Genomic DNA, 14,478 nt, shown 5'->3' on the forward strand with positions numbered 1-14,478 from the left:
GAACGCGCACGGTCTCCCCGTCTACTTCAAATAAGTAGTCCATACCATCTATGCCAACAAATTCTGCGACGTAATCCATTTCACCGGTTCCAGGAGTAACTGTAGGAATACCAGGTTCGATAGGCTCACCGGGAATGATCGGTTTGATTGGAGTATCTGTACCTGGTGGTGTGATAGGACGGTCACCAGAAACTAGATAAAAAGATTTGCCATCAAAGCCATACATTTTACCGTCGTAATATACGATGTTATCGGTAATCGAGATTTCATGTTGTGGAACGCGCACGGTCTCCCCGTCTACTTCAAATAAGTAGTCCATACCATCTATGCCAATAAATTCTGCGACGTAATCCATTTCACTGGTTCCAGGAGTAACTGTAGGAATACCAGGTTCGATAGGCTCTCCCGGAAATGTTGGCTCATTCATTTCTGGACGAGTAACTTGATCTACTCGGTAAAGCTCATCTCCATTGATTCCTACTATAAGTTTGCGATCGTTCACGACAATGATTGCTGTGCCATCGTTGTGAAGTGTCACATTGCTTGAATCAACATAAACCTCTTGCCCAACAAGAGTCACAATATATCCACTGTCATTATCCGCGACTTTCCATGTACCAACACTGTCCATTGAAGTAGTGACTGGAAGCTCTGGGATTGTATTACCGTTGTCAGATGAACTGGAAGATGAAGAACTACTTAACAGCCCTGCAACCAACGCAGCCGAGGCGGCACCAACTGCAGCCCAGGTACCGTTAGATTGTTTTTCGTAAGTTACATCATCGACTGTAGCTGTCGTGCCTGGAGTAGCATTGGCATATTGTTCGTTTAATTTATACTGAACAGAAGCATCGATAGCGTTCATCTGCTCGTCAATAAGTTGAAGTGTTTGTTGGTTTGCTAGTTCTACGTCAACTTGAGGTGCAGAAGCAAAAGCAGGTGCTGCTAATACGCTAGAAATTGATATGGCTAAGAGTGATGCTTTCATAAAGTAGGATCTCGTTATTGAATGGAGCGTCTTGCTATCAATGCCTCCTTGGCAAGTGCGTTTATTATTCGCTGTGGTGAGATTTTCAACAATATAGCCAGCTAGTGTTGATGTATAAATCTAATTTATGCATTTGCGCTTTTTAGGTTGAGACTTGAGGTAAGTATGTTGGGTTGGATAAAAACTTGGGTTAAAAGATATGATAAGTGGTGTGAAGAGCTTGGCTTAACGCCTGAGAACAAGCGCAGTTGTGTTGCTTATCGTCGTGATCCTCAAGGGAAACAAATGGAGAGTAGGGAAAATGACACAGCAAATAAGTGACTTTCCGCTGTTTGATACTCATTGCCACGCGGATTTTGAGGCGTTTGAGCAAGGTTTTACACCTGATCAAACTATTGATGGCTATCTTAAAGAAGCGAAACAAGCGCAAGTCGAGAAGTTAATCATCCCTTCTATCGGCCAACGTAACTGGAGGAAGCTCGATGAAATCGCTCAATCTCACCCCAATATTTACTATGCATTAGGCTTCCATCCTTACTTTTTAGAACCGGCCAATGACGAACAATTTTCGGAACTTCGCCAATTACTCGCTTCAAAAAACAGCCAATGTGTCGCGATAGGTGAGTGCGGGCTCGACTTTTTTGTGGACGTTGAACGAGAGAAACAAGAGCGCTTTTTCATCCAACAAATGGAGCTTGCCAAGGAGTTTGACCTGCCTTTAATCATCCATGAGAGGAAGTCTTACAACCGACTTATCGAGCTAATAAAGCAGCATAAGTTCACCTTAGGTGGTGTGATTCACGGTTTTTCTGGGAGTGAACAGCAAGCTTTGGCGTGGATCAAGCTCGGTTTCTATATTGGCGTCGGTGGAACGATAACTTACCCAAGAGCGCAAAAAACACGCACAACCATCGCAAAATTGCCCCTTGAATGTCTGGTATTGGAAACGGATGCTCCGGACATGCCCATGTATGGAAACCAAGGAAATGTTAATCATTCCAAATATTTAGTTACGATCTTAAATGAACTTTTTTTGCTTAGAAAAGAGCCAAAGCAATCGATTGCAGCGCAAATTTGGCAAAATAGCCATCGCGCATTCGGTATATGTGAATAAAATCGAAGGTTTTTGTTTATCGTTTGCGTAAATTGCACTGAGCTTGTGATTTGGGTCACATTTGCGTGTGAATGGTACATGAATCTTCTACGAAAGTGTGAGGACGGCATTACTTTATTAGTGGTCGCATGAGTATAATTGCCTCCGCTTTATAGCCCCATTTTGTAACACGCCAATAAATAACTAATAAGGAAGTCATAAACTATGAGCCTGTTTATGAGCCTAGTCGGAATGGTTGCACTGATCGCAATCGCAGTACTACTATCTGACAACCGCAAAGCTATTAATCTAAGAACAGTGGGTGGCGCTTTCGCTATCCAATTCGCACTTGGTGCATTCGTACTTTACATCCCTTGGGGTCGTGATCTACTTGCAGGTTTCTCTGCTGGTGTAGCAAACGTGATCGACTACGGTAAAGACGGTACTGGTTTCCTATTCGGCAGCCTAGTTAACTTCTCAGTTGACGGTATCGGTTTCATCTTTGCTTTCCAAGTACTACCAACTCTGATTTTCTTCTCTGCACTTATCTCTGTACTTTACTACATTGGTGTTATGCAAATTGTAATCAAAGTTCTTGGTGGTGGTCTTCAGAAAGCTCTAGGTACTTCTCGCGCCGAGTCTATGTCTGCAGCAGCAAACATCTTCGTTGGTCAAACTGAAGCACCTCTAGTTGTTCGTCCATTTGTTCCTAAAATGACTAACTCTGAACTATTCGCAGTAATGTGTGGTGGTTTGGCTTCTGTAGCTGGTGGTGTACTAGCGGGTTACGCATCTATGGGTGTACCTCTAGAGTACCTTGTAGCAGCATCATTCATGGCAGCACCAGGTGGTCTACTATTCGCTAAAATCATCAAGCCTGAAACAGATACGCCAGACGACAACATCGCTGACGAAATGGACGGTGGCGATGACAAACCAGCTAACGTTATCGACGCAGCAGCAGGTGGCGCATCAGTTGGTCTACAACTAGCACTTAACGTTGGTGCAATGCTACTAGCATTCATCGGTCTAATTGCTCTAATCAACGGTATCCTAGGTGGCATCGGTGGTTGGTTCGGTATGGAAAACCTAACTCTAGAACTTCTTCTAGGTTGGATCTTCGCACCGCTAGCATTCATCATTGGTGTTCCATGGGAAGAAGCAACTATCGCTGGTTCTTTCATTGGTCAGAAGACAGTTGTTAACGAATTCGTTGCATACCTAAACTTCGTACCATACGTTGGTGAAAACGCTCAAGTTGTTGCAGCAACTGGTCAAGTGATGTCTGAGAAGACTCAAGCTATCATCGCATTCGCACTATGTGGTTTCGCAAACCTTTCTTCAATTGCGATTCTTCTAGGTGGTCTAGGTGGTATTGCACCAAGCCGTCGCCACGACATCGCACGTATGGGTGTTAAAGCGGTAATTGCTGGTACTCTATCTAACCTGATGGCAGCAACAATTGCTGGCTTCTTCCTGTCTTTCTAATTAGTTAGAAATCGATATATAGACGCCATAATAATATCGCCCCGTAGCAAGAAATTGCTGCGGGGCTTTTTTGTTTTTAGGCCTGCCGTTTTTAGTATATGCACGCGCTTATGCTTAGATTCGATGTAGGGTCTAGAATGTTTTTTTGAGATACAAACCGTTTGCGTTCTAAGGAGCACTACAATTTATTGATGGATACCTATAATGTATAAGCTAAAGGGATAGGATGTCTCTGTTGGCAAGAAAGTAACCTCGAAATCAACTCGAACGTTATTCTTCTGGGATTAAGCCAAAATTAGCGATACGCTATAGATGTTAGACACAACATGACTGATTTGTTGTGCCATAGACCAAACTGGTACTGTGCGGTGACAAGGATTGCAATTGGTAGCGAAAGTTATCAAGTCTTCAGGGAACCAAGTCCGTTCATTTGTGGCTACTGAGCATTACTAAAATATCCATCTATACTGGATGGAGGGCGAAGTAGTTAACTATTTGAATATATTGATCGGAGATAGAAATGAGCGATTTAAAAGCAGCAGCTCTACGTGCACTTAAACTTATGGACCTAACTACGCTAAATGACGACGATACTACTGAAAAAGTAGTGGCGCTTTGTCATGACGCGAAGACTGCAGTAGGCAACACCGCTGCAATCTGTATTTACCCTCGCTTTATCCCAGCAGCTAAGAAAGCGTTGCGTGAGCAAGGTACTCCAGAAGTACGCATTGCGACTGTAACTAACTTCCCTCATGGTAATGACGACATCGAAATTGCTGTTGCAGAAACAAAAGCAGCGGTAGCGTACGGCGCAGACGAAGTTGACGTAGTATTCCCATACCGTGCTCTTATTGCTGGCAACGAAGAAGTTGGCTTTGAGCTAGTTAAACAGTGTAAAGCAGCTTGTGGTGACATCACGCTTAAAGTGATCATCGAAACAGGTGAACTGAAAGAAGAAGCACTAATCAAGAAAGCTTCTCAAATCTGTATCGAAGCAGGTGCAGACTTCATCAAAACTTCAACAGGTAAAGTGCCAGTAAACGCGACTCCAGAGTACGCGCGCATGATGCTTGAAGTTATCCGTGACATGGGCGTTGCTAAAACAGTTGGTTTCAAACCAGCTGGTGGCGTACGTACTGCTGAAGATGCAGCACTATACCTAGCAATGGCTGATGAGCTACTAGGCGCTGAGTGGGCAGACAACATGCACTACCGTTTTGGTGCATCAAGCCTACTAACTAACCTTCTTAATACATTAGAAGTGACAGACCAGACTGCTGATCCAGCAGCATACTAATTTACTCGTCATATTTGACACCGCAGCGTTGTTGACTGCGTAAGTTCCTCCTAATCACATAGAGCCTCTATGCTCATAGGAATGAACTCACTGGTCGCCTAACTGCAACGCCAAATATTTAGAGTATTGAACATAATAAGTCTGTTTGATGGAGTGGCGTCAAGCCACTCCATATTACCTCTTTTCCCTACAAACCATACTCACTAGAGTTTGGGAGGCACTAATGTATCTACCTCAAGAAATTATTCGCAGAAAACGTGACGGTGAAGTCCTAACAGCTGAAGAAATTAACTTCTTCATTCAAGGTGTGGCTAAGAACACGGTTTCTGAAGGCCAAATTGCCGCATTCGCAATGGCTATCTTTTTTAATGAAATGACGATGCCAGAACGTATCGCACTAACGTGTGCAATGCGTGATTCAGGCATGGTGATTGACTGGAGCCACATGAACTTTGATGGCCCAATCGTTGATAAACACTCTACTGGTGGTGTTGGCGACGTTACTTCTCTGATGCTTGGCCCAATGGTGGCAGCATGTGGCGGTTTCGTTCCAATGATCTCTGGTCGTGGTTTAGGCCACACTGGCGGTACGCTAGACAAGCTGGAATCTATTCCGGGTTACAACATTACACCAACCAACGATGTGTTCGGTGAAGTAACGAAAGATGCTGGCGTGGCTATCATCGGTCAAACAGGCGATCTAGCTCCTGCTGACAAGCGTGTTTACGCAACTCGTGATATCACAGCAACAGTCGATAACATCTCGCTGATCACGGCTTCAATCCTATCTAAGAAACTGGCTGCGGGCCTTGATTCTCTAGTGATGGATGTAAAAGTAGGTTCAGGCGCATTCATGCCGACTTACGAAGCATCTGAAGAGCTAGCGAAATCTATCGTTGCAGTAGCAAACGGTGCGGGTACTAAAACAACAGCAATCCTAACGGACATGAACCAAGTGCTGGCTTCTTCAGCGGGTAACGCAGTAGAAGTTCGTGAAGCGGTTCAGTTCCTAACGGGTGAATACCGTAACCCTCGCTTGTTAGAGATCACTCTAGCATCGTGTGCTGAAATGCTGGTGCTCGGTAACCTAGCTAAAGACTCAGACGAAGCGCGCGAAAAACTGATGGCAGTACTGGATAACGGTAAGGCAGCAGAGTGCTTCGGTAAAATGGTAGCGGGCCTTGGTGGTCCAGTTGATTTCGTAATGAACTACGATAACTACCTAGAAAAAGCAGACATTATTAAGCCAGTGTACGCGTTAGAAAGCGGTGTGGTATCAGCAATGGATACTCGTGCAATTGGTATGGCTGTGGTTGGTATGGGCGGCGGTCGTCGTGTAGCAACTGACAGCATTGATTACGCAGTCGGTTTTGATCACTTCATTCGCCTAGGTGAAGTAGCAAGTGAAGATAAGCCATTAGCAATGATTCATGCTCGCAACGAACAACAGTGGCAAGAAGCTGCAACAGCATTACAAAATGCAATCACTGTGGGCGGAGAATATACAGCAACGCCAGACGTTTACCGTCAGATTCGTTCTGAAGACGTGTAAATAACAGGTATCGGTATACCTCGCGTATACCGATAAACAGAGTTCTGGTGCAAAGAGCAATAAGTTGGTGAAGAAAATGAAAAGAGCATTTATTTTAGTTTTAGATTCATTCGGTATCGGTGAAACAGCGGATGCAGACAAATTTGGTGATGTAGGTTCTGACACTATGGGCCACATCGCAGATCATTGTGACCAAGGTCTTGCAGACAATGCAGATCGTAAAGGTTCACTGGCACTGCCAAACCTGTCTAAGCTAGGTCTAGCGATGGCTCACAAAGAGTCTACGGGTCGTTTTGCTCCTGGTATGGATGCAGACGCTGAGATCATTGGCGCTTACGGTCACGCTGCTGAGCTGTCTTCTGGTAAAGACACGCCATCAGGTCACTGGGAAATCGCAGGTGTTCCTGTACTGTTTGACTGGGGCTACTTCACCGACAAAGAGAACAGCTTCCCAAAAGAACTGACTGACCGCATCCTTGAGCGTGCAGGCCTGTCTGGTTTCTTGGGTAACTGCCACTCATCTGGTACGGAAATCCTAGATAACCTAGGTGAAGAGCACATGAAGACTGGCCTGCCAATCTTCTACACTTCTGCAGACTCTGTTTTCCAGATCGCATGTCATGAAGAGACATTCGGCCTACAAAACCTATTAGACCTTTGTCAGATTGCTCGTGAAGAGCTAGCTGACTACAACATTGGTCGTGTTATCGCTCGTCCGTTTATTGGTGCAGGTAAAGGTCAATTCGAACGTACTGGTAACCGTCGTGACCTTTCTGTTGAGCCACCAGCGGCGACGGTACTTCAGAAGCTGGTTGATGAGAAGGGCGGCAACGTTCACTCAATCGGTAAGATCTCTGATATCTACGCAGGTTGTGGTATCACTCAGAAAACCAAAGCAACAGGTATTCCAGCGCTATTTGAAGCAACCAAAGAAGCGATCACTGAAGCGGGCGACAACACTATCGTGTTCACTAACTTCGTTGATTTCGATTCAGCATACGGCCACCGTCGTGATGTTGCCGGTTACGCAGGTGCGCTTGAGTACTTCGATGGCCGCATCAATGAAATCATCGATATGATGAAAGAAGATGACGTGCTTATCCTAACTGCAGACCACGGTTGTGACCCAACATGGCCGGGTTCAGACCATACTCGTGAACATATCCCTGTGATTGTTTACGGTAACAAGGTTCCAGCAGGCTCTCTAGGCCGTCGTGATACCTTCGCTGATATCGGTCAAAGCTTAGCGTCATACTTTGGCACATCGCCAATGGGATACGGTACAAGCTTTCTGTAATGGTTAACTAAGAGAGAGGGAAACCTCTCTCTTCTTTTTTGTTTTGAGATTAAGGATATTTTCAATGGCTACTCCACATATTAATGCTGAAATGGGTGATTTCGCTGACGTAGTTCTAATGCCAGGTGACCCGCTACGTGCTAAATACATCGCTGAAACCTTCTTAGAAGAAGTGGTTCAAGTGTGCGACGTTCGCAACATGTTTGGTTACACCGGTACTTACAAAGGTCGTAAGGTTTCGGTAATGGGACACGGTATGGGCATTCCATCTTGTTCTATTTACGCGACTGAGCTGATCAAAGACTTTGGTGTGAAGAAGATCATTCGTGTAGGTAGTTGTGGTGCAGTGAGCGAAGATATCAAAGTGCGTGATGTGGTGATCGGCATGGGCGCATGTACTGACTCTAAAGTGAACCGTATTCGCTTTAAAGATCATGACTTTGCGGCGATTGCGGATTACAAAATGGTGCGCGCGGCAGAAGATGCAGCCAAAGCTCTCGGTGTCGGCGTAAAAGTCGGTAACCTGTTCTCGGCTGAGCTGTTCTACACGCCAGATCCAGAGATGTTCGAAGTAATGGACAAATACGGCATTGTTGGCGTAGAGATGGAAGCGGCAGGTATCTATGGTGTATGTGCTGAATACGGCGCAAAAGCTCTAACGATTTGTACTGTGTCTGACCACATCAAGACTGGTGAGCAAACGACATCAGATGAACGTCAAACGACTTTCAACGACATGATGGTTATCGCACTGGACTCAGTGTTGCTTGGTGACCAAGAATAATCTTGATTTGTCTTAGCTTGATAAGTTAACAGATAACAAAAAGCCCCGTTGCTGCCTGAGCGTCGGGGCTTTTTATTGGATCTTTGGAGCTTAGTCGTTATGAGCTTACATTCTTCAACAGTAAGTTCTCACCAGACTTAGTCGGTCTTCTGCGAATCAGCATGATGAACAACACGCCACTCACAAACCCCATCAACACCATACCGATCATGTAGCGATCACTTTTGCGATAATGGTGATCAGAAATTGCAGTCATCTTACCCGTTTCGAAGGTCACTCGAATAAAGCCGATGATCGTCTTCTCTGGTGAATAAATAGGTTCAACTAATTGTTGTCTACCGATACTTGCTGTTGAAAGTGGCGTATCTAAGCCAAGAACCTCACGTACCGAGAGGGCTTTTTCGCTCGAAGCCAGTCGAATACCCTCTGCATCATAGATGGTGGTATCGAACACCAGTCGGTCTTGAGATAGCTGGTTAGTCAGATCAAGCAATCGCTCTTGGTCTTGTTGCGTGATCATCTTGCTGGCTGAAAGTGATGCCTGAGAGATAAGCAGCTTGGTAAGAGTTTCCAACTGTTTTGCTTGGATCTTCTCGTTACCTTTACTGATCACGACCGTATTTTTAATCGTTACAACGAACATGGTAGCCAACAAAATGAGGGCTAGCATTCGTAAAGCGTTACGTATTGAGAACAATGATTCATTCATGTTTCACGAAGCCTGAAATAAACAAATGTTATGATTAAGACATATTGAGACTTGCGTTTTCAAATTGCAATAGGTTAACGTTTAGCATAGTTAATTAGGAATCATACACATGGACGCTCAGAAATATCTGCCGATAAAAAGGCATACGACATTATTAACTCGACTCCCCGAGACTCGTTTCGCTTCTCAACTCGCTAAATCCAAGGCCAATTGGATTGTGTTTGGTGAGTACCTATCTCCACAATCTTTCGATGACATCGACTTTTTCACTGGCACTTACAACACCATCCTCGATACGTGGAAGGTTGGGCATTATGAAGTGGCTTTGATGTCAGGCAATCTAACGCCAGCACACGAAGAAATCCTCCAAGCGCTAAAGCTTGATTATGCTTGCCTTAGCGAGGTCCCAGACTTATCTAAGCCAGGTTTGATCGTGATGGATATGGATTCCACAGCGATTCAAATTGAATGCATCGATGAGATTGCCAAGCTAGCTGGAGTGGGAGAGTTAGTCTCTGAAATCACAGAACGAGCAATGCAAGGCGAGCTCGACTTTGAACAGAGCCTACGCCAGCGAGTAGGAGCACTGAAAGGTGCGGATGAATCGATATTAGAGCAAGTGCGTCAGTCATTGCCATTCATGCCAGACTTGGTCGGGCTGGTGAATACTCTAAATAAGCTTGGCTGGAAAACGGCGATTGCATCAGGCGGTTTTACTTACTTCTCTGACTACCTGAAAGATACCCTTGATCTAGACCATGCTCAATCAAACACGCTTGAGATCGTCAACGGTAAGTTGACGGGTGAAGTCTTAGGCGATGTTGTTTCGGCGCAGACCAAAGCGGATATCTTGGTAGAGTTAGCTGAAGAATACGAATTGGAACTGCACAATACCGTTGCCGTTGGTGATGGTGCTAATGACTTGGTTATGATGGGTTCTGCAGGTTTAGGTATTGCCTATCACGCGAAACCGAAAGTAGAGCAACAAGCTCAAACCGCTGTTCGTTACGCAGGTTTAGGCGGTGTGCTGTGTATCTTGTCGGGTGTATTGGCTAAGCAACAGAAGATCAGCTGGCAAGCGAAACCTTAGGGGCTCTACCTAAGTGCTATTGGCTATGTATCTTATTTAGCAATAGTGGCTCAGACACAAAAAAAGCAGGCTATCAGCCTGCTTTTTCAATTTTCATGCTTAAGTTAATACGCCACTCGAGGCTAGCGTGTTAGCTCCAATCGAATCAGCACTTCATCGGTAATGTCCTCTATCTCGCCATAACCGATAAACGCCGTCACCTCATTCTCTAGCTTCTTAGCTTGATGCATACTGATGCGTGAAAGCTCTTCTAAATCCGACTGGAATAAACTCGTTAGCGGATTAAAGATAGGTGCCGTGGTGACTCGCAATACATACACATCACCTAAGTGCTGCGCTTTCTTGATGAATAAGATGCGTTCCTTTGCTGAGGCGAAGTCTTTGACCAACTTGGTGTGTACCGACTGGATTTTGTCGCCAAACTTCACTGCAGCAATGTACACGTCATGATGCTTAGGCTCCGCACCTTCAATTCTTTTTAGTGGCTCAGCCAACAGTGAGTTGGTGTGACCCTTGAAGATTGGCTCGAGTGAGAACTTTTGGTTGTGACCAAGTTTAGCGAGTAACGTTAGATGTTTATTTAGTGGGAAATTCACACCAATGATCTTACAGCGCAGCGTTGAACTTGGCTTATCAATGAATATTGGGTTGCTGACCATCTTGCTCAACAAAATGTTGTGCAGTGATTCGAGTAGCGAATGCGTTGGCAGTATCTCTTGCTTCTTAATCAGCTTACTTTGGTTTTGATCGATAAGCCCATTAAGGAAAGCGATGGTACGCATTGTCTTGGCGTTCTCGGCAATAACCAACTGCACGTTACGGCCATTCGGGCTCACTCGAATCACATGGTAAGGCACAGTGCTCAGTGGCAAGTTCTTGTCATATAGCTGCAGTTCATTGAAGTTCACTAATACCGGATCATTAATCTTGAGTACCATAGGATGTTCAAGGCTAATACTCAGTCCACGCTTCGAGATATCTAAGGTGTGTCCGTTCGCCGCTGCGCCATCTTGTGATGTAAGTTGCAACGGTGACTTAAATTGGTATCTCGGCTCTTTACGACGAGTCTGAGAGTCAAAGTAGATGCTTTGAATATTGCCGACGACAGTACGCGGGTGACGGAAGCGGTTCAATTCACTGCTTGGAATGCGTGGCTTTTCACTCAGAAGATAGTCCGCCGCACTTTCGTGATCGCCAATCTCTTGCAAGATTCCGCAATGCGTCAGTTGAGCTGAGCTTTGAGCCAGCGTATCCGAGTGTTTAGCTAATGCTTGTCGCTCAGTGTCTGAAAGTTCGAAAACCGAGAACTTGAACGCCTTCCAACTTTTACGTTTGCCACCGATGTGCCAGAACAGCTGTCTTTGTTCACGAGAGGCTTCAGGCAGCATCATTGAATAGAACAAGGTCTTGTTTTGGTGTTCATGGGTAAAAGAGTAGATAACGTTACTGGTTCCCTTCACTCCTGGTTTCGCCAACAGGTTCATACGTTGCTCGTTGAACAGGGTACCCAGCGCTTGTTGATTTCGTTCGTCGTGCCAATATTGCCATAATGGATGGTTGTTATCCGTCAGTAGGGCAAGCTTTAGTTCGCTGCCGCTGAAAAACAGGGGTAGGTTACAAGTATGCTTTAGATAGGTGTGTTCGATTCCTCGAGTACGAGTTCGAATAATCCTATCTTGATTCTCATGGCTGGTTTTCTTACTGGTGCTATTTAAAGACTCATCGAGTAAGCGAGCCACAATATTGTTGTCGCTTACCTTGATGGTTCTTAGAAATTTGACCGCGTTGTTCTCATAAGATTCGTCGATACCCAAAACACGAAATTCAACCGCTTGGTTAACATCGTTTTCTTGGGACTTTTCGATAAGCTCTGAGAACTTAACGCTGATGATCTCGCCGAGGTTGTATCGAAAGGCGCTCGGTACTTTGAACTTTGCACCCGACGGGGAGATATCAACCGTTACACCATGTAGGCTTTGCCCTTTCGATGTGGTGATCTCGACCTGCGAGCTAATCTTGAGTCTGTTCTCTTGGCGTTTTAAGTCGTAACCTAGGTTAATAGCTTCCGCTTCGTACGGGCTATTGGCGCTAGTAATGTCGTGGTTACCTTGAGAAGATGTTTTAACAACGCTCAGAGGCTGAGTTCGCGGAGTCATTACTAACTCCCATGCGCCTTCTGTGTAACCTTTAAACTTTTTCGTACCACGTTGATATGCGTTTAAAGCGATATCATCGAGCCAGTGCTTACGGCCATCGAGAGTGAACTGACGACACTCATTATCAATACGCCCGCGTAAATCAATGCTCTTTGTACACGGAGCCATGATACGATTCAGTTCCATTTTAACGAGCAGCTTCAGAGACGGCGATTCCCCTTCTGTCATTTGAGAAAGAAGGAATTCGAAATCTTCGGCGTGGTAAGCCGGGATTAAACGTTCTGCTACAGATAGAATTTCAGATTGCTGCATACTTTTCTTGTTAGAATGGACGGTGCGTTTATGTTATCGACTAGTTTAAATCGATCTTTAAGTATAAGTGGTATGACTGCAACTTTTATTTTTATCCGTACGGTCAAATAAGTCACAAATTGACAACATCATTGTGTAATTGAGTAAATTATTGAGGTTTTATGGCGAAGGCAAAGCGAGCTTATGTGTGTAATGACTGTGGTGCCGATTTTCCACGTTGGCAGGGGCAGTGCAATGCATGTGGTGCTTGGAACACGATTACAGAAGTTAGGTTAGCCGCTTCACCTCAGGTCGCACGTAATGAACGATTGAGTGGTTATGCGGGCGGTGCAACTGAATCTTCGGTTCAAACGCTGTCAGAAATCGATCTGCAAGAAGTCCCACGTTTTAGCAGTGGCTTTAAAGAGCTAGACCGCGTACTTGGTGGTGGTGTCGTACCGGGTGCTGCGATCCTGATTGGTGGTAACCCGGGTGCCGGTAAATCAACGCTGCTATTACAAACCATGTGTCAGCTTTCTTCTCAATTACCGACTCTCTATGTAACCGGGGAAGAATCTCTGCAACAAGTCGCGATGCGTGCGTCTCGACTTGGATTGCCAAAAGAGCACCTAAAGATGCTCTCAGAAACGAACGTGGATAAGATTTGTCAGGTTGCAGAAAAAGAACAACCTAAGATCATGGTTATCGACTCGATCCAAGTTATGCACGTTGCGGATGTTCAATCTTCTCCGGGCAGTGTTGCACAGGTTCGTGAATCGGCAACCGCATTAACGCGCTACGCAAAACAGAATAACGTTGCTGTGTTCTTAGTTGGACACGTAACTAAAGACGGCACCTTAGCAGGGCCAAAAGTACTTGAGCACATTATTGACTGTTCTGTTTTATTAGATGGCGGAACCGATAGCCGTTTTAGAACGCTACGCAGCCACAAAAACCGTTTTGGTGCAGTGAATGAACTGGGTGTGTTTGCGATGACAGGCCAAGGGCTAAAAGAAGTCAGCAACCCATCCGCTATCTTCTTGTCTCGTGGTGAAGAAGAAACCTCGGGCAGTTCTGTCATGGTGGTGTGGGAAGGGACGCGTCCACTTCTTGTCGAAATCCAAGCGCTGGTGGATTATTCACAGCTGGCTAACCCACGTCGCGTCGCTGTCGGCCTAGAGCAAAACAGGCTTTCTTTGTTATTAGCGGTGCTGCATAAACACGGCGGCTTACAAATGGCTGACCAAGATGTGTTTGTGAATGTCGTCGGTGGTGTTAAAGTAACCGAAACCAGTGCTGATCTTGCGTTGGTGATGGCTCTACTTTCTAGTTTCAGAGACCGCGCATTACCAAAAGATGTGGTGGTATTTGGAGAAGTAGGCCTCGCGGGTGAGATTCGACCTGTACCGAGCGGACAAGAGCGTTTAAATGAAGCATTTAAACACGGCTTTAAGAAAGCGATTGTACCGGCGGCTAACATGCCTAAAGGTGGCATTCCAGGAATGCAGATCCACGGTGTGAAAAAATTATCGGAAGCAATTAATGCTTTTGATGAGTTGTAATTGAACTCACTTCAGCTACTCTATACAGCAGCAATTCAGCCTAACCTTAACGCCGATTAGGCTTTAGGTTAGCACTATAATTAACAATCATTTAGATTGTTACTACTGAGTGCCTTTTTCTATATGTTAGAAAAAGGCAAAGTTTTTTAGTCCCAAATGCATGCAAAGCTA

12 protein-coding genes are annotated in these 14,478 nt (G+C 45.1%); 9 read left to right on the plus strand and 3 right to left on the minus strand.

What is annotated here, in order from left to right:
* A partial coding sequence (locus AB6E78_RS02725; RefSeq protein WP_372153727.1) for a hypothetical protein occupies positions 1 to 988 on the minus strand: 988 nt, incomplete at its 3' end.
* Between the two features lie 165 nt (positions 989 to 1,153).
* Here AB6E78_RS02725 and AB6E78_RS02730 point away from each other — a divergent pair.
* The 7 genes from AB6E78_RS02730 (at position 1,154) to deoD (ending at position 8,499) form a co-directional block, all read left to right on the plus strand.
* Positions 1,154 to 1,309, plus strand: coding sequence for a DUF5363 family protein (locus AB6E78_RS02730; protein ID WP_017066983.1), 156 nt, complete (start codon positions 1,154 to 1,156; stop codon positions 1,307 to 1,309).
* Entirely contained in the window at positions 1,290 to 2,102 is an 813-nt protein-coding gene (locus AB6E78_RS02735) for a TatD family hydrolase (RefSeq protein WP_102319908.1), read from the plus strand. Before AB6E78_RS02730 ends, AB6E78_RS02735 begins: the two co-directional genes overlap by 20 nt.
* 204 nt (positions 2,103 to 2,306) lie before the next feature.
* Complete coding sequence (locus AB6E78_RS02740) at positions 2,307 to 3,569, plus strand: NupC/NupG family nucleoside CNT transporter (protein ID WP_017058833.1); 1,263 nt, start codon at positions 2,307 to 2,309, stop codon at positions 3,567 to 3,569.
* A gap of 520 nt (positions 3,570 to 4,089) precedes the next feature.
* The gene (deoC, locus tag AB6E78_RS02745) at positions 4,090 to 4,866 is read left to right on the plus strand and encodes a deoxyribose-phosphate aldolase (RefSeq protein ID WP_010436196.1); all 777 of its coding nucleotides are present in this window, start codon (positions 4,090 to 4,092) and stop codon (positions 4,864 to 4,866) included.
* Positions 4,867 to 5,089: 223 nt separating this feature from the next.
* Entirely contained in the window at positions 5,090 to 6,418 is a 1,329-nt protein-coding gene (gene deoA / locus AB6E78_RS02750) for a thymidine phosphorylase (protein WP_017063283.1), read from the plus strand.
* 76 nt (positions 6,419 to 6,494) lie between these two features.
* Complete coding sequence (locus AB6E78_RS02755) at positions 6,495 to 7,715, plus strand: phosphopentomutase (RefSeq protein ID WP_372112667.1); 1,221 nt, start codon at positions 6,495 to 6,497, stop codon at positions 7,713 to 7,715.
* Positions 7,716 to 7,779: 64 nt separating this feature from the next.
* Positions 7,780 to 8,499 carry a purine-nucleoside phosphorylase gene (gene deoD, locus AB6E78_RS02760; RefSeq protein WP_017063285.1) on the plus strand — a complete coding sequence of 240 codons (720 nt, stop codon included), beginning with the start codon at positions 7,780 to 7,782 and terminating at the stop codon, positions 8,497 to 8,499.
* A 97-nt stretch (positions 8,500 to 8,596) separates the two neighbouring features.
* On the opposite strand, the gene AB6E78_RS02765 is transcribed toward deoD, so the two are convergent.
* Entirely contained in the window at positions 8,597 to 9,208 is a 612-nt protein-coding gene (locus AB6E78_RS02765; RefSeq protein WP_076655999.1) for a YtjB family periplasmic protein, read from the minus strand.
* A gap of 109 nt (positions 9,209 to 9,317) precedes the next feature.
* Here AB6E78_RS02765 and serB point away from each other — a divergent pair, with 109 nt between their 5' ends.
* Positions 9,318 to 10,298 carry a phosphoserine phosphatase gene (gene serB / locus AB6E78_RS02770; RefSeq protein ID WP_017058828.1) on the plus strand — a complete coding sequence of 327 codons (981 nt, stop codon included), beginning with the start codon at positions 9,318 to 9,320 and terminating at the stop codon, positions 10,296 to 10,298.
* A gap of 122 nt (positions 10,299 to 10,420) precedes the next feature.
* Here serB and AB6E78_RS02775 read toward each other — a convergent pair whose 3' ends face one another.
* Entirely contained in the window at positions 10,421 to 12,766 is a 2,346-nt protein-coding gene (locus tag AB6E78_RS02775) for a PilZ domain-containing protein (protein ID WP_017066978.1), read from the minus strand.
* A 161-nt stretch (positions 12,767 to 12,927) separates the two neighbouring features.
* Here AB6E78_RS02775 and radA point away from each other — a divergent pair, with 161 nt between their 5' ends.
* Entirely contained in the window at positions 12,928 to 14,307 is a 1,380-nt protein-coding gene (gene radA / locus AB6E78_RS02780) for a DNA repair protein RadA (RefSeq protein ID WP_017063288.1), read from the plus strand.
* The last annotated feature ends 171 nt before the right edge of the window (positions 14,308 to 14,478 follow it).

Origin of the sequence: Vibrio sp. 10N.247.310.98 (assembly GCF_041467395.1) — a bacterium.
Lineage (GTDB): Bacteria > Pseudomonadota > Gammaproteobacteria > Enterobacterales > Vibrionaceae > Vibrio > Vibrio crassostreae_C.

Excerpts from the sequence above, each read along its gene's own strand:
- AB6E78_RS02730 (WP_017066983.1), top strand. The coding sequence starts at position 1,154 with ATGTTGGGTTGGATAAAAACTTGGGTTAAAAGATATGATAAGTGGTGT.
- AB6E78_RS02735 (WP_102319908.1), top strand. The coding sequence starts at position 1,290 with ATGACACAGCAAATAAGTGACTTTCCGCTGTTTGATACTCATTGCCAC.
- AB6E78_RS02740 (WP_017058833.1), top strand. The coding sequence starts at position 2,307 with ATGAGCCTGTTTATGAGCCTAGTCGGAATGGTTGCACTGATCGCAATC.
- deoC (WP_010436196.1), top strand. The coding sequence starts at position 4,090 with ATGAGCGATTTAAAAGCAGCAGCTCTACGTGCACTTAAACTTATGGAC.
- deoA (WP_017063283.1), top strand. The coding sequence starts at position 5,090 with ATGTATCTACCTCAAGAAATTATTCGCAGAAAACGTGACGGTGAAGTC.
- AB6E78_RS02755 (WP_372112667.1), top strand. The coding sequence starts at position 6,495 with ATGAAAAGAGCATTTATTTTAGTTTTAGATTCATTCGGTATCGGTGAA.
- deoD (WP_017063285.1), top strand. The coding sequence starts at position 7,780 with ATGGCTACTCCACATATTAATGCTGAAATGGGTGATTTCGCTGACGTA.
- AB6E78_RS02765 (WP_076655999.1), bottom strand. The coding sequence starts at position 9,208 with ATGAATGAATCATTGTTCTCAATACGTAACGCTTTACGAATGCTAGCC.
- serB (WP_017058828.1), top strand. The coding sequence starts at position 9,318 with ATGGACGCTCAGAAATATCTGCCGATAAAAAGGCATACGACATTATTA.
- AB6E78_RS02775 (WP_017066978.1), bottom strand. The coding sequence starts at position 12,766 with ATGCAGCAATCTGAAATTCTATCTGTAGCAGAACGTTTAATCCCGGCT.
- radA (WP_017063288.1), top strand. The coding sequence starts at position 12,928 with ATGGCGAAGGCAAAGCGAGCTTATGTGTGTAATGACTGTGGTGCCGAT.